This window comes from Streptomyces sp. NPDC042201 (genome assembly GCF_055582185.1).
In genome coordinates this window covers 121097-140326 of sequence record NZ_JBVJDS010000010.1, presented here as the reverse complement: position 1 = coordinate 140326, position 19230 = coordinate 121097, and the positions used below count along the sequence as shown (strand labels likewise).

General features: G+C 68.8%; 18 protein-coding genes, 1 tRNA gene and 2 pseudogenes. 8 read left to right on the top strand and 13 right to left on the bottom strand.

The annotated features are described in order from the left end of the window. Positions 1-50 precede the first annotated feature (50 nt). The 10 genes from ACZ6MZ_RS24215 to ACZ6MZ_RS24170 all read right to left on the bottom strand — a co-directional run bounded on the left by ACZ6MZ_RS24215 (position 51) and on the right by ACZ6MZ_RS24170 (position 8219). Positions 51-125, bottom strand: a tRNA-Thr gene (locus tag ACZ6MZ_RS24215). 193 nt (positions 126-318) lie between these two features. Beyond that, positions 319-1971, bottom strand: a complete 1653-nt coding sequence (locus ACZ6MZ_RS24210; protein ID WP_469354235.1) for a proline--tRNA ligase — start codon at positions 1969-1971, stop codon at positions 319-321. Next, on the bottom strand, positions 1964-3073 hold the full coding sequence (locus ACZ6MZ_RS24205; RefSeq protein ID WP_469354232.1) for a glycosyltransferase family 4 protein: 1110 nt from the start codon (positions 3071-3073) through the stop codon (positions 1964-1966). Before ACZ6MZ_RS24205 ends, ACZ6MZ_RS24210 begins: the two co-directional genes overlap by 8 nt. Next, positions 3070-3804: a WbqC family protein gene (locus ACZ6MZ_RS24200; RefSeq protein ID WP_389787178.1), complete on the bottom strand. Its 735-nt coding sequence runs from the start codon at positions 3802-3804 to the stop codon at positions 3070-3072. Before ACZ6MZ_RS24200 ends, ACZ6MZ_RS24205 begins: the two co-directional genes overlap by 4 nt. A gap of 2 nt (positions 3805-3806) precedes the next feature. Beyond that, positions 3807-4523 carry a PIG-L deacetylase family protein gene (locus tag ACZ6MZ_RS24195; protein WP_389787175.1) on the bottom strand — a complete coding sequence of 239 codons (717 nt, stop codon included), beginning with the start codon at positions 4521-4523 and terminating at the stop codon, positions 3807-3809. Between the two features lie 4 nt (positions 4524-4527). Continuing rightward, the gene (gene dcd / locus ACZ6MZ_RS24190) at positions 4528-5052 is read right to left on the bottom strand and encodes a dCTP deaminase (RefSeq protein WP_389787173.1); all 525 of its coding nucleotides are present in this window, start codon (positions 5050-5052) and stop codon (positions 4528-4530) included. Then, complete coding sequence (locus ACZ6MZ_RS24185) at positions 5049-5594, bottom strand: dCTP deaminase (RefSeq protein ID WP_389787170.1); 546 nt, start codon at positions 5592-5594, stop codon at positions 5049-5051. The genes dcd and ACZ6MZ_RS24185 overlap by 4 nt, the downstream gene beginning before the upstream one ends. Then, a complete protein-coding gene (locus ACZ6MZ_RS24180) occupies positions 5591-6409 on the bottom strand; it encodes a TauD/TfdA family dioxygenase (RefSeq protein WP_384328168.1) in 819 nt (272 codons plus the stop codon). Before ACZ6MZ_RS24180 ends, ACZ6MZ_RS24185 begins: the two co-directional genes overlap by 4 nt. Further along, positions 6409-7596, bottom strand: coding sequence for a metallophosphoesterase (locus ACZ6MZ_RS24175; RefSeq protein ID WP_389787166.1), 1188 nt, complete (start codon positions 7594-7596; stop codon positions 6409-6411). The genes ACZ6MZ_RS24180 and ACZ6MZ_RS24175 overlap by 1 nt, the downstream gene beginning before the upstream one ends. Beyond that, on the bottom strand, positions 7593-8219 hold the full coding sequence (locus tag ACZ6MZ_RS24170; RefSeq protein ID WP_384328163.1) for an rRNA adenine N-6-methyltransferase family protein: 627 nt from the start codon (positions 8217-8219) through the stop codon (positions 7593-7595). The genes ACZ6MZ_RS24175 and ACZ6MZ_RS24170 overlap by 4 nt, the downstream gene beginning before the upstream one ends. Before the next feature lie 819 nt (positions 8220-9038). On the opposite strand from ACZ6MZ_RS24170, the gene ACZ6MZ_RS24165 reads away from it, so the two are divergent. Next, on the top strand, positions 9039-10025 hold the full coding sequence (locus tag ACZ6MZ_RS24165) for a Twin-arginine translocation pathway signal (protein ID WP_389787161.1): 987 nt from the start codon (positions 9039-9041) through the stop codon (positions 10023-10025). 41 nt (positions 10026-10066) lie between these two features. Here ACZ6MZ_RS24165 and ACZ6MZ_RS24160 read toward each other — a convergent pair whose 3' ends face one another. Then, positions 10067-10588, bottom strand: a complete 522-nt coding sequence (locus ACZ6MZ_RS24160) for a GNAT family N-acetyltransferase (RefSeq protein WP_389787158.1) — start codon at positions 10586-10588, stop codon at positions 10067-10069. After that, positions 10585-10929 carry a protein kinase family protein gene (locus tag ACZ6MZ_RS24155; RefSeq protein ID WP_389787155.1) on the bottom strand — a complete coding sequence of 115 codons (345 nt, stop codon included), beginning with the start codon at positions 10927-10929 and terminating at the stop codon, positions 10585-10587. The genes ACZ6MZ_RS24160 and ACZ6MZ_RS24155 overlap by 4 nt, the downstream gene beginning before the upstream one ends. 54 nt (positions 10930-10983) lie before the next feature. Here ACZ6MZ_RS24155 and ACZ6MZ_RS24150 point away from each other — a divergent pair, with 54 nt between their 5' ends. The 7 genes and pseudogenes from ACZ6MZ_RS24150 to ACZ6MZ_RS24120 all read left to right on the top strand — a co-directional run bounded on the left by ACZ6MZ_RS24150 (position 10984) and on the right by ACZ6MZ_RS24120 (position 18777). Beyond that, positions 10984-11142: a PQQ-binding-like beta-propeller repeat protein gene (locus tag ACZ6MZ_RS24150; RefSeq protein ID WP_389787152.1), complete on the top strand. Its 159-nt coding sequence runs from the start codon at positions 10984-10986 to the stop codon at positions 11140-11142. 513 nt (positions 11143-11655) lie between these two features. Further along, positions 11656-11919: pseudogene (locus ACZ6MZ_RS24145) on the top strand (transposase); the annotation flags it as partial. Between the two features lie 17 nt (positions 11920-11936). Next, positions 11937-12626, top strand: coding sequence for a Tn3 family transposase (locus ACZ6MZ_RS24140; RefSeq protein ID WP_389787150.1), 690 nt, complete (start codon positions 11937-11939; stop codon positions 12624-12626). Positions 12627-12825: 199 nt separating this feature from the next. After that, on the top strand, positions 12826-13323 hold the full coding sequence (locus tag ACZ6MZ_RS24135) for a hypothetical protein (RefSeq protein WP_384328147.1): 498 nt from the start codon (positions 12826-12828) through the stop codon (positions 13321-13323). 146 nt (positions 13324-13469) lie between these two features. Beyond that, a complete protein-coding gene (locus ACZ6MZ_RS24130; RefSeq protein WP_469354226.1) occupies positions 13470-16151 on the top strand; it encodes a M48 family metallopeptidase in 2682 nt (893 codons plus the stop codon). Between the two features lie 115 nt (positions 16152-16266). Then, a protein-coding gene (locus ACZ6MZ_RS24125) for an IS5 family transposase (protein WP_389787143.1) occupies positions 16267-17081 on the top strand; the annotation gives its coding sequence in 2 pieces (ribosomal slippage) (positions 16267-16615 and positions 16615-17081; 816 coding nt in all). 112 nt (positions 17082-17193) lie between these two features. Next, positions 17194-18777 (top strand): multicopper oxidase family protein, encoded by a 1584-nt coding sequence (locus ACZ6MZ_RS24120; RefSeq protein WP_469354224.1) that lies wholly within the window; start codon positions 17194-17196, stop codon positions 18775-18777. Here ACZ6MZ_RS24120 and ACZ6MZ_RS24115 read toward each other — a convergent pair. Further along, positions 18773-19125 (bottom strand): annotated as a pseudogene (locus ACZ6MZ_RS24115) (transposase); the annotation flags it as partial. The gene ACZ6MZ_RS24120 and the pseudogene ACZ6MZ_RS24115 sit on opposite strands and share 5 nt — an antisense overlap. Positions 19126-19230: the final 105 nt, after the last annotated feature.

Genomic DNA, 19230 nt, shown 5'->3' with positions numbered 1-19230 from the left:
TGCCCGGCCTCGTGGGCTGGGCGTCTGAGCAGCACTGGCTGGCGGTGACTTGGTCGGGCCGGCTGGATTCGAACCAGCTCCTCGGCAACACTTATGCCGTGCTCCTGCCTTTGAGCTACGGCCCGCTGATGGTTCCGAGGCTAGAAGAAAGGAAGAAGAGCCGTCAACGCCGCACTCAGTATTGGCGGCAAATTTTTGTCACCTCTTTCTTCGTTTTCCGATCTGGTTTTGTATTGGTTTTCGGCAGGCTAATTATGACGCCGGGCGATAAAGGCTGAGCGGCGACTTGAGGTGGGTTCAGGCGGGAATGCGGATGAGTTAGCGCAGGCTCCGGGTGTCCGGGATCTGGCTGATTGGTATTCGGTGCGCCCGGGAGGCCCACCGGTCGATGAACTCGACCTCGTCCTCTTCCTGCTGGGGGGAGAGGACCAGGGTGTGCGGGATGCCGAGGAGGTTGGCGTAGCGGAACTTCTCGCCGGCCGGTTCGGGCCGGTCGTCGACGAACAGAGCCGCTCCGCGGTCTCGCAGGTGCCGTACGACCTGGTCGGTGCGCTCGCGCATGGCGGGCAGATCAGGGCGCAGGACGACAATATGGAGGTCGGCGGGCCCGGTTCCTGCCTTCCACCGGAGCCCGTCCTTGTCGCGTTGGAGGTCGGTGAGGGTCTGCAGGCAGCGGGTGATGCCGATGCCGGAGCAGGCCATGTACGGTGTGCGCGCAGTGCCGTGCTCGTCGGTGAAGGACAGGTTCATCGGGGCGGCGTACTGGGTGCCGAGCTCGAAGACGTGGGCGACCTCGATGGCGCGGGCCTCGCGGTAGTGCCCTTCCTCGCAGTGGCCGCACCCCATGCCCTGGGCGGCTCGGTGGAGGTCGTCGGCGGTGGGAGAGAGGGCCTCCAGACCGGCGGTCCCCGACCAGGCGGCGTTGCGGCGCAGGCCGGTGGCGCCGTCGGAGATGGAGAAGTTCTCCAGGTGGGCGACGGAGGTGTCGAAGAGGGTGGTCGTTCCGGCGCAGTCCCAGGGAGTGAGGGTGCCGGCCTCTTTGCCGAACAGCTCGGGAAGCTGGGCTGGATCCAGGAGGTCGACGCGGGCGGCGCCGGTGGCGGCGGCGAGTTTGCGGGGACTGACCTGGAGGTCGGAGCGGATCGCCACGGCTGCCGGGGCGATCGAGCCGTCGTGGCGGGTGAGCGCGAAGACGATGACGTTGACGACGGGGTCGTTCTGCGGGGCGGGGTGGGCCCGTAGGACGGCAGTGTCGCCGCGGTGGCCGCAGTGGTCGCAGACCAGGATCGTGCTCTGCCCGGTGTCGCCGAGGATCAGGTGCTCGGTGCTTGGGCCTGCCGAGATGCTGCCGCCGTCGGCTGTGGCCTGGAAGACGCCGGTCAAGCCCATCTCCAGCAGGGCAGCGCGGCAGGCGTCGTTGAGGAGGTTGACCGAGGTGCGCATTCCTTCGGGGGTGGTGTCGAAGGTGTAGGCGTCGGCCATGGTGAACTCGCGGCCGCGCATTAGCCCGCCGCGCGGAGCGATCTCGTCGCGGTACTTGGAGGTGCTGAGGAACAGGCGGACCGGGAGATCGCGGTGGGAGCGCAGGTGGTCGCGCACGGTGGCGGCCGCGATCTCCTCGGAGGTCGGGGCAAGACACATCTGTTCGCCGCTCCTGCTCGTCACCGTCAGCAGCGCGCCCTCGGCTTGGTAGGCGGCCCAGCGGCTGGACTGCTCCCACAGTGTGCGGCTTTGCAGGGTGGGGAAGGTGACGGTGTTCGCGCCGCGTTCCTCGAACGCTCTCCGGGCGATCCGGGTGAGCCGGTCATGGACGCGCAACCCCAGCGGGAGCAGGGTGAACACGCCGGTGGCGTCGGTCTTGGCGACGTAGCCGAGGGATTCCAGCAGGTCCATGGTGGAGGCCGTCGCATCGGCGGCACGGCGGCGTACGGGGGGCCACAGGCGGCTGGCGTACAGCGGGGTGTCAGACATGCGTAGCTCCCAGCACGGTCTTCGACAGGTTGCGCAGGTGTGCGGTGGTCGTGGTGATGTCGTGGCGGCGGGCGCTGGTCGCTGCGGCGCTGCTCAGGGTGCGGCGGAGGCCGGGGTCGTCGGCGAGCTGGTCGATGCACGCGGCCAGGCCGGCGGCGTCGCCCGGCTGATAGGCCAGGGCCCCCGCGCCAAGGGTGTGGCGCAGACCGGGCAGGTCGCCGTAGACGACCGGGAGTCCATGGGCCTGGGCTTCGACGGCGACCAGGCCGAACGCCTCCAACTGCTTGGTGGTGAAGAGGAACGCGTCGAAGTCGGCGAAGTGCTCCCACAACTGCTCGCGGGGCATGAACGGCTCGAACCGGACGCGGGCAGTGAGGCCGAGGTCGTCGACGAGGGCTGTGAGGCTGGGCAGTTCGTCGCCGTTGCCGATGACGGTGAGGTGATGCTCGCCGGCGGTACGGGTCATGGCTTCGATCGCGGTGGTCGTGGACTTGTTCGCGTCGAGGCGCCCGGCATGCAGCAGCTGCAGCCGGCGCCTGTTGGTGGGCTGGACGGTGGGGTGGTCCGGTAAGGGGATACCCCAGGGGACGGTGATCAGGCGGTCGGTGAACTTCCCCCGGGTGAGGGTGTTCACCTGGTCGGCCATGGCGGCGTTCGGTACGGCGACGGCCGTACTGGCCGTCACGATCTCGATCAGCGAGTTGCGTGCCTGGTCGTTCTCGGCGGCGGCAATCACGTCGGTGCCGTGCGCGATGGAGATGAGGGGGGTATTGCCCTTGGCGCGGGCGAAGGCCAGCGCGAGCCCGAAGCCCAGGTGCTGGGCGTGGATGAGGTCGGGGCGACGGTGGCGCAGTAGCCGTTCGACCTCCTCGGTCAGCTCCTCGGTGTACCGGGTAAAGCGCGGGCCGTACGGCTGCTTCGCTGCGGCGAGGTCGATGGTTTCCTCGAAGGAGTGCCGCCACACACCGGATCCGGGCAGGGCCAAGAACGTGGTGCGGAAGTCGGGGGCGAGCTGCCGGTACACGTCACTGCACCAGATGGTGGAGCCACAGGAAGGCTCCAGGGGCAGGTCGACGCCGGTCATGATGAGCGGTCGGGTCATCGGGCTGCTCCCGGGGGTGTCTCGGGGCGGTAGGTGCTCAGGCCGGCGCGGAGCATGGCCGACACCCCGGCCCAGCCGATCGCGCAGGCGGCGTCGATGACCGACAGGCCCGGTTCGAAGCCCTGCTTCGGCCAGGCTTGGGCATAGCGCGGGTGCCGGCCGGTGAACTCGTTCCAAGTGACGGTGATCTTGTGTTCGGCGAGCGTCGCGGTGTCGAGGTACTGCCGCGTGCCCGAACCGGCCCACAGCTCGCGCTCGCCGGCTGCGGCGCAGATGTGTGCGAGCCGCTCGGTCTTGCCGTCGGCCGCGGTCGAGGGCATTTGGGAGGTGAGGAGCAGGGAGGTGCGGGAGCCGAGCGCGAGAGCGATCTGTGTCACGAGGTCGGTGTTCAGGTCGGCCAGCCACCGGTGACCGGTCGACAGCGGCGGCTCGATGACCTGGAGCGCTTCGTCGGTGTACGGGCTGCGTCCGTACGCCAGGCGCAGCGTTTTGACCGTGCGCGCCGCGTCGAAGCCGTCGGCGATCCGCGTGTCACGGATGAGCTGCCCGGTTGCGCGAGCCACTGGGACGGTGAGCCAGACGGAGCCGTTGGCGGTCTTGATCCGGTTGCGGTTCTGCCATCCGCCCTGCGTGAACTGGACGTCGTCGTACAGCGCGACGCTGGTGCAGGCGATCAGCGCCTCGCAGAAACCCAGCCACGGCAGGAACGGTGGCTGCTCGATGTAGATCACGACTACTCCTGTTCCGGCACGGGGTGCAGCAGGGTGAGCAGGGGCGTTTCAAACGCCTCGAAGACACGGCCCGCCGCGGTGTCCGAGGGCCGTAGCCGCCATCCGGCCGCCGCCGCGCGCTGGCGGGTGTAGGTCTCGCCCAGATACCAGCGGCCTCGTTGCGACTCGTGCCGGGCCAGCGCCTTGACCTTGTCGTCCAGGAAGGCCGTGATGTCGACGAGGACGCTCGGGGCGAAGGCGCTGCGCGGGGCGTGCGGTTCGCCGTACAGCACGGTGCGGCAGGACGGCACACGGGTGGCGGCGTTGGCGGTGGCCGCCGCGAGCGCGCGGTGGTCCTGGTGGTCGTTGTCCGCGTGCGGGCTGTGGGTGATCACGGTGGTGCAGCGCAGGCGTACGAGCTCGCTCTCGATGGCCGAGATCAGGATCCGGTCGGCGTGCAGTGCCCCGTCGGCGAGGCCGAGACAGGTCACCTTGACGCCCGCACCGTCCCAAGCCGCTTCGACCTCGCGTACGCGCTCGTCCCCGTTGAGGCGGACTCTGCGGGCCACGTCGCTGAGCGAGACACCGTTGGCACCGTGAGTCGCCATCAGCACGCTGACGTCGGCGCCGAGCTGGCGGTAGCGCCGCAGGGTGCCGTAGGCGAGCAACTCGGCGTCGTCAGGGTGGGCCACCACCGCCACCACACGTTCCGTGGCGGTCGAGTCCTTCGTGGGAGGCACCGGGTCACCGCCTCTCGAAGTCGCGGTGGATCTGGGAGGGCATCGCCTGGTCGGCGCCCTGGTACTTGCCGTCGTACAGAACGATGTCGCCTTCGACCGTCCAGAATGTGACCTGCCCGATCCTCAAGTTCGGGTAGATCCTCACGGGCTGCACCGCGTGCAGTTGCAGTGTGAGGTGGTTGTGCGAGCCGATGTCGATCAGGTCGGCGGTGACGTGGACGAACAGTCCGAGCCTGGCCACGGAGGAGCGGGCGCGGATGATCGGCACGAAGTGGTCGCTGCCGATGCGCTCCGCGGTGGCGGCGAGGTAGATCCGGTCCGGGGTGAGGACCATGCCGTCGGGTGGGATCGTGTGCGATTCGAACGGGTTCTCCCGGGCGCAGTCGAGGCTCTCGTTTGAGTACCAGCCGATGGTGTCGCCGAGGTGGAAGTCGTAGCTGTTGGGGCTCAGGAGGGCGGGAGCGAACGGGGAGATCTCGATCTCCCCGTTCTTGACCCGCGTATGAATCTCGGGCCCGGTGAGAATCACGCCGCGGCCTCCTCTCGTACCGGAGCGCCGGCCAGGGCCCGTGGGGAGCAGGGGGACGGGTCGCTGAGCATGCCGTAGTGGCCGAGGTAGGGCATCGGGGCGCCGACCCTGTCCCAGAAGGACACCTGGCCCACACGCATCCCGGGATAGATAGTGAGGGGCTGGACGACGACGATCTCCAAAGTCCACTGGTGGACGGCCCCGAGTTGTCCGAGGTCGGCGGAGATCTGCAGAAAGCAGCCGAGGCGCCCGAGCGAGGACCGGCCGATCAGGGTCGGTACGTAGCGGGGGCTGCCGATCCGCTCAACCGTGGCGCCGAGGTAGACCGTGCGAGGCCGCAGCTCGTACCCGCTGTTCGGGATGCGGATGGTCTCCAGCTCTGTCTCCCTGCGGGGGTCGGCTGGAGTGCCGACGGTGACCTTCAGCACGTCACCGAGGCGGTAGTTGTAGCTGTTGGGATTGACCAGGTCCGGATCGAACGGATCGATGGTGATGTCCCCGCGGGCAACGGCCTGTTGGATGGCGGAACCGGTGAGGATCACAGACCGCCGCCAGTGCCCACGTGGCCCACGTAGCTCTGCTTGAGTAGGCGCCGCTGTCCGGCAGGCACCGCTTCCTGCCCCTGCCCGAGCGGCATCCGACCGTGCGCGTAGCGCCACTGGTCGAAAACGAGCAGTTGGCCCGGCGCCAGCCGGACGGTGGTGCGGTGCTGATAGGCAGCGTCGACCAGCCGGTCGAACGCTGCGGTGATGAAAGGGGCGGTGTCGCTGTCGGCCTCGACGAGGTCGCCTCGCCGGAGGTGGGGGAGCATCTTGCTGGTGAAGCGGATCGGTGTGCCGACGTCGATCCGCTCGGGCAGCACAGCGAACCGGGAGAGGCTCTCGCCAACGCCGTGCACTCCCTCGTCGGTCCAGTAGGAGAAGACCGGCCTGCTCAGCAGGTTCCGGTCGGCGACCGGCAGATCGCCGGCGGCGGCCCACAGGTCGGACAGAGCTGATGCGCCCCCGCCTCGGGGGTCTTCGCGGACGCAGTACAGGGCGATGTAGCGCGGGCTCAGCTCGCGGTCCACCAGGTCGACGTGCAGCCGGTTCTCGCCAGCCCCGTGGGTTCGGGCGGGGTCGACGTCGGTGCGCACTTCCAGGTCGCTCCAGCAGCCGTCGGACGGATACACGCTCAGCACCGGGCCCAGCGCCGACAGCAGTCCGAGACTCAGTTCGAGGTTGCGGCGGTGGTCCGTGCCCTCAAAAGAGACCACCGACTGTCCGGCGCCTTCGCCGGTGAGGCGGTCCGCGAACTCGCGCGGTGCGGTGGGGCCGTGCACCAGGTCATGGCCTTCCAGGGCCAGCACGTCGCTCATCAGGACTCCGTAACGAGATCGGTGAGGATGCCGCGCAGCGTGCGCGGCGGGACGACGGGCCGGGCCGCGAGGCCCAGCCGTTCGGCGAGATAGCTCGTGGTCGCCAGCGAGTACGCAGAGGTCGAAGCTGCGGACGGGGGGTATGTGACTAGTTCCTCGCCGATCAGGCGCGCCTGATCGCGGACCGCCTGTATGTCGCGTTCGCCGTCCACGAGAACGAGGTCGGCGTCGAAGGGGGCACAGTTCATGAGGGACTGGCGGGTGACGGTCTGCGGCAGCCCGTCTCGTAGGGTCCACAGACTGAGGACGAAGGCGTCGGCGCCGGTGGCAGCCTGCGCCCGCTGGGTCAGCAGGCGCGCGACGTCCCCGCGGTCCGGGAGAGGAGCGGGAAGAGCACCGATCCGTTCGGCGCCCCAGGCCGCGTACTGGGACAGCGCCTCCGCCAGCCCATCTGGAGCTGCCGGGCCCGATGCCGCCGAGACAGTCTCGACGGCGAACTGGTGGACGCCGCGGCGATCAAGGCTGAGACGCAGGAATCCCTGGCCGGTCTCCGGCGCCTTGGCGACATGCCGGCCAGCGGACGCCCAGTGGTACCACGGGCCGTGACAGTGTCCGGATACGACCACCGGCAGCGGCCAGCCATTCTCCTGATCGGCGACGTCGAGGCCGAAGCCACTGTGGCTCACGCCGATCACGATGTCGGCCCCGGCGGACAGCAGCCGGTCCCGCTCGGCCGCGATCAGCTCCGCCGACGGATCTACGAACTCGAACCCGGCACGCTCGTGGTCCGGGACGGCTTCGTACGCCTGTCGGCCCAGGTACCCGACGATGCCCACCCTCAGCCCGCGATCCGGAAGCAGCAAGCCGCTTTCCCAACGGCCCGAGAACCCCTTCGGCGGCCTGAGATTCGCACACACCACCGGCGGGAACCGGTCGGGGTTCTCCAGTCGCATCAGATCGGCGAAGTCGTGGTTGCCCGGCACGAGCGCGTCGTACAGGTCCGCCAGGAACCGCTCCTCCACCCTTCCCTGGGAGAACTCGTGGAAGGCGTTGCCGCCGAAGAAGTCCCCGGCGTCCACCACCCATGCACCGCGGGCCCGGTGCTCGCGCGCGGCGGCCAGCAGGGCGTGACCCCCAGGGATGCTGGAGTGGAAGTCGTTCGTGACGATCAGCGGCGGGGTGTTCATCGGAGCCTCTCGATGGACACGACACGCAGCGCCTCGGGTGCCTTCGGCCAGAACTCGGAGCGGGAGATTCCGTCGACCTCGCACAGTCGAAGGCCGCCCGCTTCCTCTCCTGCCGCCTGATACTGGTCCAGCGTGCGGCTCGGCACGACCACGAGCCCGCGTTCCACCTTCGGCGTGGAAGCGAAGACATGCCGTGTGAGCGCTGCCGACAGCTCCCAGTCGAACGGCATGATCGCCAAGAGCACAGCGCCGTGGGTGAGGCCCTCGTCGAGGTCCACCTCACGGACGTCCGAGATGCTGACGCGTGCCCGCGGGCCGAACCGCCGCAGCACGTCCTGGAGGATCCCTCCCAGCCTCCCATCCTTCTCTACCGCCCAGATCCGGCGGCCGGTCTCGGCTACCGCGCCGGACAGCGTGCCCAGCCCAGCCCCCACCTCCAGGACCTGCCCCCGGTCCGGCAGTTCGGCACAGTCCAAGAGCCGGTGAGCCGCGTTTTTCGACCGCAGGAAGTGCTGGCCGAGATCGGTACGGACGTCGAAGCCAGCCTCCGCGAGAAGGTCGGCGGCGGCCAGAGCGTCTCCGGAGAGCGGTGTGCGTGCCCACTCATGGGTGTGTCGCGTCATGCGCGGGGGTGTCCCTTCGAGGTCCTGGGGTGTGGCGGTCACTGAGGTCGCTCCCATCGGCTGTGGGGACGGTCGAGCAGTCGTAGTGAAGGCAAGACATCGTGTGCTGCACATCGGCAGGCCGGCGGTCCGGGCTTCCCGGTCGGCGGTGGAGTACGCGGATCGTGCGATCGGGGACGCTGCGCCAGCACGGTCACGGCGCCCACACATCGTCCTGCCGGGAGGAAGCCGAGTCATTGCCGTCACTGGTTGCGGGCATTGCGGGCAACTCGCAATGCCCGCAACGCCGTTCCCAAGCGCCCTCCCCTCGAGGCGGCTCCTCGGATACCGTGACGCACAGTCAGCCTCATTGCCGGGGGTGCGTAAATGATTACGGTCAGTCGATCGCGCCGCGCCGCTATCAAGAAGACCGCTACCGAGATCCGGGCACGGTGCCTGCACGGCGGTCGCGGTGTCGAACAGACGGTCGAGGTAATCTGTGCTGAACTCGCCGAGGTACGGCTGCTGGAGGCGTGGCGTCTGGCGCTCGGCTGGCCTCGGTCCCGCACCATCGAACAGGTCGGAGCCTTGTACCGGTCCCGCGGACTGCTGCCGCCGGGCCTGTCGGAGTCGATGCTCTGCCGATGGGAACACCGGCCCTACGAATGGCCCAGCCCGGAGTACGTAGAGGCGCTGTGCACGGTCTACCGGGCCCGGCCGGAACAGCTTGGACTCGACCGTGCCGCTGGCCGCGATCGAGCCGAGTGGGGGCAGCCGAGTGTATACAGTGCTCCCGGGCCTGAAGCGTGCGTCCTTCCCGCACGGGAAAGCATGGTGAGCATGACGACCTCTGCCGGTCTGCCGGCTGTCCGGGACTCTCTGCACCTCGCGCTGCTCGCTGACCCGGCGGGCAGCTCGGCAGTCGTGGATCTGACCGAGGCCGCGATCGAGCACTACGCCCTCGGCTACAGCAAGCACCCGCCTCACACGCTCTTCATGGAAGTGCACGGGGCCCGGGGCCTGTTGATGCAGGCCCTTACCAGCAGTACCCACACTCCGGAGCGGATCGAGATTGAACTGCGGCGTGGCGTCGGCTGGCTTTCCGCCCTGCTGGGCAACCTCGCCTTCCACCTCGGCGATCCCACCGGTGCGCGCGTCCACCTTGCCACCGCCGTCACCTACGGCGACCGCGTCGGCGATGCCCGGCTGACGGCCTGGGCCTGGGGCGCTCAAGCGATGGTCGCGCGGGCCGCGGGCCAGCACCCTGTTGCTCTGGCACACGCCGAGCGCGGCGCGGCCTGCGCGCCCTCCGGGCTGCCGCAGGCCCAACTGCACGCCTGGGCACGGCTTCCTTCCCTCGCCGCCCTGGGCCGGGAACGGGAGGCCGATGCCGTGCTGGCCGACGCGACGCGGGAGCTGGAGGCCGACGCACAGGGGTGGGCAGCCGGGCGGTTCGGGTACGACGCCGCTGAGCACGCTCTGCACGAAGCGGACGCTCAGCGCGCCTTGGGACGAGCGGAGCGTGCGATGGCCTGCGCGGAGACGTCTTTGAGTGCGGCCACTGTCGGAACCCCGGGATGGGCCGCCGCCGCCCTGGTCATGGCCCAAGCGGAGGCCGTCGTCCAGCCTTCCGACGCCGCGCAGCGCGCGGTAGAGGTTCTTGCCCGCGTGCCAGCCGCGCGGCTGCGCTCCACGTCGCGTGCCCGCCTCGCACAGCTCGAATCCGCGCTCGCCGGGAGCGACGCGGCCGGGGTTGAGGACCTGCGCGAGCGCGTACGGACCCTGCCACCCTCCATCGACGCGCACGGCGGCGTCGCGAGCGCCTGACACAACGGGCACCGTCGGCCCCATCTGCTGGTTCACTTTGATCACCGCTCCACGGCGTACGGCTGTAGTGGACGGCGCTGGCGGACCGCCGCCTGTGACAGGTCCAGGCGCATGGCCCGGGGATGGGGGTCGAACCCCAACCCGCGGTACAGGCAAGCGCCGGCGTCGGTCGCGGTGAGGGTGATGGCCGGACAGCCGCGGGCCTGCACTTCGGTAATGAACGCTGTGGTGACAGCGGTGGCGTAGCCACTCCTGCGGAAGCGAGGCAGGGTGGCGACGCTCGCTAGGTGCGCGGAGCGGCCGGCAGAACTGCCAGGGCGGCACAGAGCGGGGTGGATGAACCCGACTGCGGCGGAAACGATCTCCATCCCTGCGCCGCCGCTGCCGACGGCGACGACGGCCACCAGATCCGGGTCGGCAGCCAGCAGACGGCGGGCGAGGTCGGCGCGGTGGGTATTCCGCCAGACGTCGGTCACCACATGGCCGAGCCCGCCCTCGACGTGCACGCGCGTCAGTTCGTCCGCGTCGCCTGCCCTGGCGAGCCTGACCACGGGGGCGGTCACCGGAGCACCTCCGTACAGTCCAGGGCACGCAGTTCGGCGGCCATCTGCCGTGCGTTCGGCCGGACTTCGGGGTCGGTAGAAAGGGCACGCCGCAGCAGGGGCCCGTACCCGGGGAGGGCGGCGACCGGCCGTAGATGCTGGCCTGCGGCGATGACCCGGCGCTTGGCCTCGGGGGCACCGGGAGCCGGGTCGATGCCGGCGGCTGCATAGTCGACGGGCCAGGTACCGGTCCAGCCTTGCCACAGTGCTCCGGCCAGGGCATACACGTCGGCTGGCGCCGTCGGTGCCGTCCACCGGCCGTGCAGGAGGCCATCGGTGATCTCCGGTGCCTCCAGGTGCACAAGAGCGCCGTAGTAGGGGAGCCGGATATCGCGCGGGGCCGCCGCCCCGTCGCTGTGCGCCGAGACGAGGTCCAGAACGCGACGACCGGGGCCGAGAAATGGGTGCTCGACACCGGCGGCGAGGTCTCCTCGACGCCGGCGGTCGCCGACGAGGTGGTGTACGTCAGCCGCGACAAGTATGTGTACGCCCTGGACGCGGCCAACGAGGCATAGCCCCCTGCCGGGAACGACGGGCCGGGCCGAGGAGATCTTCGAGGAGAGTACCCGGCTGCTGGCCAGCCGCTCGCTGGCTCGAGCAGTGGCAGGACCTGCGGTGGTTTCGTGGTCACTGGCCCGACCCCGCTTAGCTTGTTCTTTATCTTCCGGCCTCGAACGGCGTCTCGTACTGAGTCGCTCACCTGGGGATTTGCCGGACGTGGGGGCGGCCTTCGTCTGATCATGTGCTCCGACCAAGGTGCACGTGACCAAGACGAAGGCCGTGAGTGTCCCTTCTTGTTCGATCTTGCCTCCGCGCAACGCGCTGACCTGCGGAGAGACAAAGTGCGATGAGACGCTGGAGCCCCGTCGTCTCACTTGACGTTGTCGGCCAACTGCGTTTCTGCGTGCGATGACCGTCGATCGGCAGCGCTCTGGCCTGGGGTGTCTCACTTGACCTTGTCTCTGGCGTGCAAACCGAACAAGGTCAGGTGAGACAGAGGGAAGATCTCGCGAGAAGGGACAGTGAGGGTGAGTCTTCTGCTTGATGCTGTCCGGAGGGAAGCGTTCGCGGAGGCGTCACGCTTCCGGGGCGAGTTCTACGAGTGTCTGACCGCTCGGCGCGACGAACTGTTCGAGTTGGTGGACGCGGTGCTGTGCGCGGACGGTGCGGTGCAGTCCGTGGTCGATCTGACGCTGTTGCCTGAGCATCGACGTGGGCACGGAGCGATGTACGGCGGCCTGAACCGCGGCCGGATCGATGTCGATCGGCTGCGGACGGCGCTGGCCGGACTGAGGTGACCGTCGACATCGTGCACGGTGATACGCAAGGCCAGTCGCTGCCTGTCTTCGGGCTCGCGCACATGCTCGGTGTTCAGCTGCTGCCGCGCATCCGCAACTGGAAGGACCTGACCTTCTACCGGGTCAGCTCCACGGTGAAGTACCAGCACATCGACCCGCTGTTCGGCGATCCGGAGAAGGACGTCACCAACTGGCGGCTGATCGAGAACCATTTTGAGGACCTCATGCGCGTGGTGCTGTCCATCCGGGAGGGGAAGCTCTCCTCGGCCGCGCTGCTGCCACGCCTGGGCAACGAGTCCCGCCGCAACCGCATCTACCAGGCGTACCGCGAGCTGGGGCGCGTGATTCGCACCATCGTGCTCCTGCGGTTCTTGTCGGAACCGGAACTGCGGGAGTCGATCCAGGCGATGACGAACAAGGTTGAGGTGTTCCACAAGTTCAGCAACTGGCTGATGTTCGCCTCCGACGTCCTCCAGGACAACGACCCGGTGCACCAGGAGAAGATCATCAAGTTCAACGAGCTGCTCGCGAACTGCCTGATCTTCCACACCGCTCAGGACATCACGAAGGTCGTCAACGACCTCGTCGACGAGGGCTGGGAGGTCGACCCGGTCGACCTGGCGACCGTCACGCCGTACATCACCAGCAAGATCCGCCGCTTCGGGGACCTGGCACCTGGACATGGAGCCGCCCGAGAGTGAGGCAATCGGGCGGCTGCGGATGGCCGCCTGACCACCACGAACCGTCTGATCAGGGGTTCGGGGAGTATCCGGACAGGGAACACCGGTAGAGCGTTCAGTTTCCTGAACACCTGCTGACGGTGCGGATGAAGTGGAAGGCTGTCGCGGGTGGCAGGTGAGTGGTCGGCGGAACCGTGTGGGACTGCGGGAGAGGGGACGCATGCGTGCGACCGTGATGGACGTGGTGCGGGACGTCGTGGACCAACGGGCCCCTGAGGAACGCCCGTTGGTCGACGATCTGGCGGGGCTGGACTACGGGCTCGTCGTACATCGGGTGCGACAGGCGAGCGACGGAAGGGGCGGCGACCCTCTCGGCTTCGGCCTTTCCGAGGCCACGGCGCTTATCACGCCCGTCGTGCTGCTGGCGGTTGACGAGGCGTGCCGGGCCGCGGTAGCGGACGCGACGGGCCGCCTGCTGTCCCGTGCCACCAGCGCCCTGGGGCGCCTGCGCCCGCCGGGCCGCCGCCAGATTGCCCCGCCCGAGGTCCCGGACTTCGACCGGGACCAGTTGGCGGCCGTACGAAGCCGGGTCCGTGCGGAAGCGGTACGACGCGGGCTCCCCGAGCCGGACGCAGAGGTCCTGGCGGACAGTGTGGTCGCGAGGCTGGCGCTCGCCGGCGCGGAGGAATCCGACCAGGACGGAACGTCAAGGACATGAGCAACGGCACTGAGACCACGGCACCTCGCCCGGATTCCGGGACCGTCCCCTCCGCTTCTGCAGGATCTGACCCCGGCGCCTTACCTGCGGGCACCACCCTGCGGTTCCTCGTGCTGGCCGTCGCCATGGTGGTAGCCACGGTCGCGATGCTGAGTAGCATCCTGCGGCCGTTGCCGTACGAGGACGTGGCGACAGTGTGCCAGTTCGCCGCCGGGTACGACCCTGGGGGCAAGCTGATCGACGAGCTGTTCCGGGACCAGGCACAGGAAGACGCAGTGCGGGCGTGCGTCGAGAAGACAGAGGAGGTTCCACGCTGGTACGGGCTGGCCGGCACCGGTGCCGTGTTGCTGGCGGCCGGTGGGCTGTATCTGCTGATTCCGCGCCGGAAGCGGAGCCAGCCCGGCGTGGAACCGCTGCACACGGGGGATCCGCAGGGTGAGGTGCGGGCCGAGGTCGTCGCATTGGCAGAGCGTGCCGGGGTGCGGTCCCTGCCCGATCTCGTGGTCGACCTGTCCGCGCTAGATCCCGGCGCGGTCGTCTACGGCCGGGCCGGCCGGCGCACGCTGTGCTTGAACAACGGCCTGCTGCACACCCGTCGTGTGAACACCGCTCGCTTCGAGGCCGTGGTCCTGCACGAACTGGCCCACATCCGCAACCGGGACGTGGACATCGCCTACGCGGTGACAGCGCTGTGGCGCGTCTTCCTGGCGTTGGTCGTCGTCCCCTACACGCTCCTGATCGGCGGAAGCCTCGTCGCGGCACAGTTTTTCGGCGTGTTCTGGGGCGCCGACGAGGTCTTCTGGCCAGCCGGCCGACCGACCACGATCAAGGCCATCGGCGTCGCCGCGTTCCTGTTCCTGCTGGTCGTCCTGGCTCGCGCCGACACCCTGCGCCACCGCGAGCTGTACGCCGACCTGGGCGCGGTCGCCCTGGGCGCCGACCCGGCCGTCTGGCAGGCGCAGTCAGAGGGGCGTGCACAAGGCCGGTCGGCGCTGAGGGCCGTTGCCGCGCTATGGCGCAGCCACCCCTCCTGGTCCGAGCGACGGCGTTCACTGCACAACCCGGCGGGGCTGTTCGCCCTGACGGACGTGCCGCTGTTCCTGCTCGGTGTCGTCACGCTCGTCACCGGAAACAGCCTGAGCGCGGTGTGGGACAGCGGCGTTGCCGCCTGGGTCGTCGGAGCCCTGGCCGCGTGCGTCGTGACGGTCGCGGTCTGGCGGGCAGCCCTGTACGCCGCCCACAACCGGACGGCCGGCCCCAGGGGTATCCGGGCGGGGCTCGCCCTCGGGTTCGGTCTGGTCTGCGGGGAGCTGCTGTCCGGGCCGACCGCAGCGCCCGACTGGACGCCCGAGCACGCGGAACCTCTCCTCGTCCTGCTCCTCGGCTCCGTCGTCTACATCACCTGGCTCGCCCAGTGCGCACAACTCCACCTGCGGACCATGCCGGGCGAGCGTGCCGTGCCACGCCGGGCCGTCCTTGCCGCGGCAGCCGCGGGCTCCGTGGTGGCGGCCGGCGGACTGAACTGGTGGTTGCGCGACGGACAGTTATGGATGACAGGAAACTTCCTCAAGGCTGGCGGTCTGTCCGAGCTCGCCCGGCAAATGTTCCCCGGCCCCTGGAACAGCCTTCCCCAGTACGAGTCCGTGCTGCCCTGGATCGGTTCGGTCCTGATCAACCTGGCCGTCGCGGGCACGTACCTGACGACCGTCGCCGGCGCGGTCGTTCTGTGGGCGTACCCGGCGCTGCTGTTGTTGAGGCGGCCCAGGACGGCAGGGCTGCGCTCCACCGTGCTGGCCGGGCTGGCCGGAGGGGTCGTGGGCGTCGCCGTCGTAGCAGCGGCGATGGCATACATGCATTCCTGGCGCCCCGCGCTGGAGGAGCGGACCCTCGCCTTCCAGGCGGTCTACCTGTGGTGGCGGACGGTTGCCCTGTGGGCCGGGGTAGTGGGCACGGCGGCCGTGGTCGCCGCGACCACCCGTACACACCGCCTGCCCCGTGCCCTGACAGCGGCGGCCATCGCGCACATCGGCATGGTGGCCGGCTACTTCGTCCTCCAGGCTGCCGACGGCTGCGTCGGTCCGCTGCGGGTCATGGCCAACACCTGCCACTGGCTGCCCGGCACCTCCTGGATACTGACCGAGATACTCATCCCTCCGGTAACACCGGTCTTCTTCGGCGCCGCCCTCGCCGCGACCGTCATGTCCCAATGGCCCCGCACAGAACGCACGTCGTTGCCCGCCGACACCGTACGACCCTCCTGGCCGGACCGGGCCGTCGTAGCCGTCACGGTGGTGGCCGGGCTCGTTCTCACAGCCGCTGTTGTCGACCCGCAGCGGGCCGGTGGCAGCCCGTTCTCGGCCGTGCCGGTCCGAGCCGAACCGGTCGACACCGACGACAAGGTACGCGACTTCCAGCTCCTGGCCTGGTACAAGGCAGGCGGCCAGGAGGACCTCGTGGCACTGTCCGGCCGCTACCTCGAACTCGCGACGTGGGTGCAAAACTTGAACACCGATAACGGAACCGGCGACGCCGATACTCTTCGCCCTGTCTGCAACGGGCTGGCCCGCGACACGGCCACCGCCCGGCGCCATCTGCGGGTGCCCGACCCCGACCTGGATCAGAAGTGGTCCACTCTGCTGAACCGCGGCAAAAGCGCGGCTGCGGAGTGCAAGGCTGTACTCAACAGCCTGGAGAACGACGTGGACCGCAACACCGAGATGCTGAAGCAGCTCTACGAGGCCGTCAAACACGCCGAGGCGACGCTGCCGCCCCTGGCGGAGCGCGTCTCCGCCACGGCCAAGAGGTGGCCGCAATGGACGGCCGACTGATCGGTCACGGGTCAGATTCAGCATCGAGGACCTGGACGGCTGGACACTCCACCGGCTCCACCTCAGAAGCGACTAAGACCGTGTCCTACATGGTCAGTTGACGGTTGTACTGGGCATGGGGAGTGGACGCTGGGGATGGATCGTTCCGGGCGGGTTGTGGGAGATAGCGAGGCCGTTACTGCCGCCGGCTCGGGTGCGGCCGCAAGGGGGCGGGGTCGCGAACATCGATGATGAGACGGTCTTCGCGGCGATCATCTACGTGCTGGTCAGCGGGTGCGCCTGGCGGGCCTTACCGCCGTGCTTCGGGGCGTCGAAGTCGACCGTGCACCGCCGTTTCGTCATCTGGTCGAGAGCCGGTGTGTGGGGTCGGCTGCATCAGAAGATTCTCCAGCTCTTGGATGAACGGGACTTGATCGACCTGTCCCGGGCGGTCCTGGACTCCGCACACGTTCGCGCCAAAAAAGGGGCGAACTTGCAGGTCCGAGTCCCGTGGACCGGGGCAAGGCAGGTTCCAAGATGCACGTCCTGTCCGACGCGGACGGGCTGCCCCTACGCGTCGGGCTCTCCGCGGCGAACACCCACGACAGCCTCGCGCTGAAGCCGATGCTGTCCCATTTCCACATGGGACACGAATCCCACGCGACGGATTCGAAGCCTCGCCGCCTCCACGCCGACAAGGCGTACGACATCCCCCACCTGCGACGATGGCTCTGGGGCAAACACATCGGGGTCCGTATCGCACGTAAGGGCATCGACTCCAGCCAACGCCTCGGCCGGCGCAGGTGGGTGATCGAGCGCACCATGTCCTGGCTGACCGGCTACCGCCGACTCAACCACCGATACGAGCGTAAACCAGGCAACTACCTGGCCTTTCTCGGACTCGCAGCCGCTCTCTGCTGCTACAAGCGCCTCCTCAAGCTGACCATGTAGGACACGGTCTTAAAGGGCTCGGAAACAGAGATGCCGCCTCGTCGAACCGATTTCCTGCGGTCGGCGGGACCGCCGCGCCGTACGAGGCGGCCTCCGCCTCTTTCGCCGGGTCATGCGTTTACCCTGCGCATTGGCTTCTTCGCTCTTGGTGAGGAGCGGTGTGGGTCTGGACGCCGGGGTTGCCGCCGGGAATTTGGTGGAAGGGAGCGGAACCGTGCCGATTGCTCGTCGCGATGTCCTCAGACTGGGTGGCGTGGCCCTGCTGGGCGCGGGCAGTGCCGGTGCGGTAGCCGCCTGTGAAGCCACCGTGCCCTCCGTGACGGCCGGTCCCTCGGGGAAGGCGGATTACACGCTGCGGATCGCGACGGGGCGTGTGGAGCTCGCGCCGGACACGATCGTTTCCACCACGGTCTACAACGGGCAGTTCCCCGGTCCGCTGCTGCGGTTCACCGAGGGTCGCCCGGTCGTGGTCGACGTCCACAACGACACCGGCACCCCCGAGCTGTTGCACTGGCATGGCCAGCGGGTTCCCGCAGACGTGGACGGAGCTTCGGAGGAGGGCACCCCGTACATCCCCGCGCACGGGATGCGGCGACTGTCGTTCACCCCCGGGCCGGCTGGTTTCCGCTTCTACCACACCCACGTGCCAGCACACAGTGACCTGTCCCGGAGCACGTACTCCGGTCAGGCGGGCCCGGTGTACATCGAGCCCAAAGCCAACCCCGGCGCGTACGACCAGGAAGTGTTCTTGGTCTTGAAGGAGTTCGGGCCCGCCCTCAGCCACGGCGGGGACATGGCTCAGAACTTCCTGGCCGGCTCCCCGGTGCCGGACCTGAAGCGCAGGGGCGAGAAGGCGATGGCCGAGTCACTGGCCCGGGGGATGCCGCACGGCTACGAAGTCGGCTACCGCGCGTTCAGCATCAACGGCCGCAAACTGGGCCACGGTCAGCCGATCAAGGTCAAGGCCGGCCAGCGCGTGCTGTTCCACGTCCTCAACGCCAGCGCCACCGAGATCCGCAGCCTTGTCCTGCCCGGCCACACCTTCAAAGTGGTCGCGCTCGACGGCAATCCGGTACCCCTGCCGACCAGCGTGCCAGTGCTGTGGATCGGCACCGCCGAACGTGTCTCGGCGGTGGTGGAAATGAACCATCCGGGTGTGTGGGTGCTGGGGGACCTGTCCGACGACGACCGGAAAGGCGGCATGGGCACCGTGGTGGAATACGCGGGCCGCAGCGGTTCCCCGCGCTGGATCGCACCGCCCCGCTTCACCTGGGACTACCGCACCTTCGCCCGGTCCGGCTCCCCCACCACCCGGCCCGACCACGTGATCGACCTGCTGGTGGAGAAGCGCAACGCCGCCGACAAGGGGTTCAATGTCTGGCCGCTCAACGGTGTCCCCTTCTCCATGGACACCAACAAGCCGGTGCTGGACATCGACCGCGGCAAGCGGTACCGGCTGCGGTTCCGCAACGCCAGCGACGACATCCACCCCCTCCACCTGCACCGCCACACCTTCGAGGTCACCCACATCGCCGGCACCCCCACCCAGGGGCTGCACAAGGACGTCGTCATGCTCGGCGGCTACCAGACACTCGACCTCGACTTCACCGCCGACCAGCCAGGACTGTCCCTGTTCCACTGCCACCAACAGCTCCACATGGACTACGGGTTCATGATCCTGCTGCGCTGCTCCTGACGTTGCCGGTGGTGATCAACTGGGCAGCCGCAGAGAACCGCCGGAAACGAAGTTTCCCAGCGGCGGGCCTGGCCGGTCAGTGCGAGCATCGGCATGCCAGGCCAGAAGGGCGAGTGCGAGCTGGACGATCTCCAGCCAGAGCTGGTTCTGCGCGGTGGTGTTCAGGGGCAGGTTGCGCAGGCCGGTGTCACGGGCATTTCGGATGCGGTCCTCGGCCTGGGCCCGGTGGTGGTGCGGCAGCTCCAGCTCGGCGATCGCGGTGTCCTTGGTGTTGATGGGGAAGCAGGTGAGCCGGTTGCCGTCGACCCCGGTGAACCGTAGGCGTACTTCGCGAACCGGGTGAGGGCGACAACCGCACAGATGACGGCCCCTCGTTCAAGGGCGCCTACGTCCGGGGGCTCGGGACGCTCAACCGCCAGCTGCCCGAGCACCCCTATGCCGTAACGATCAACT

Excerpts from the sequence above, each read along its gene's own strand:
- ACZ6MZ_RS24210 (WP_469354235.1), bottom strand. The coding sequence starts at position 1,971 with ATGTCTGACACCCCGCTGTACGCCAGCCGCCTGTGGCCCCCCGTACGC.
- ACZ6MZ_RS24165 (WP_389787161.1), top strand. The coding sequence starts at position 9,039 with ATGACGACCTCTGCCGGTCTGCCGGCTGTCCGGGACTCTCTGCACCTC.
- ACZ6MZ_RS24135 (WP_384328147.1), top strand. The coding sequence starts at position 12,826 with ATGCGTGCGACCGTGATGGACGTGGTGCGGGACGTCGTGGACCAACGG.
- ACZ6MZ_RS24170 (WP_384328163.1), bottom strand. The coding sequence starts at position 8,219 with ATGACGCGACACACCCATGAGTGGGCACGCACACCGCTCTCCGGAGAC.
- ACZ6MZ_RS24180 (WP_384328168.1), bottom strand. The coding sequence starts at position 6,409 with ATGAGCGACGTGCTGGCCCTGGAAGGCCATGACCTGGTGCACGGCCCC.
- ACZ6MZ_RS24130 (WP_469354226.1), top strand. The coding sequence starts at position 13,470 with ATGCTGAGTAGCATCCTGCGGCCGTTGCCGTACGAGGACGTGGCGACA.
- ACZ6MZ_RS24120 (WP_469354224.1), top strand. The coding sequence starts at position 17,194 with ATGCGTTTACCCTGCGCATTGGCTTCTTCGCTCTTGGTGAGGAGCGGT.
- ACZ6MZ_RS24205 (WP_469354232.1), bottom strand. The coding sequence starts at position 3,073 with ATGACCCGACCGCTCATCATGACCGGCGTCGACCTGCCCCTGGAGCCT.
- ACZ6MZ_RS24175 (WP_389787166.1), bottom strand. The coding sequence starts at position 7,596 with ATGAACACCCCGCCGCTGATCGTCACGAACGACTTCCACTCCAGCATC.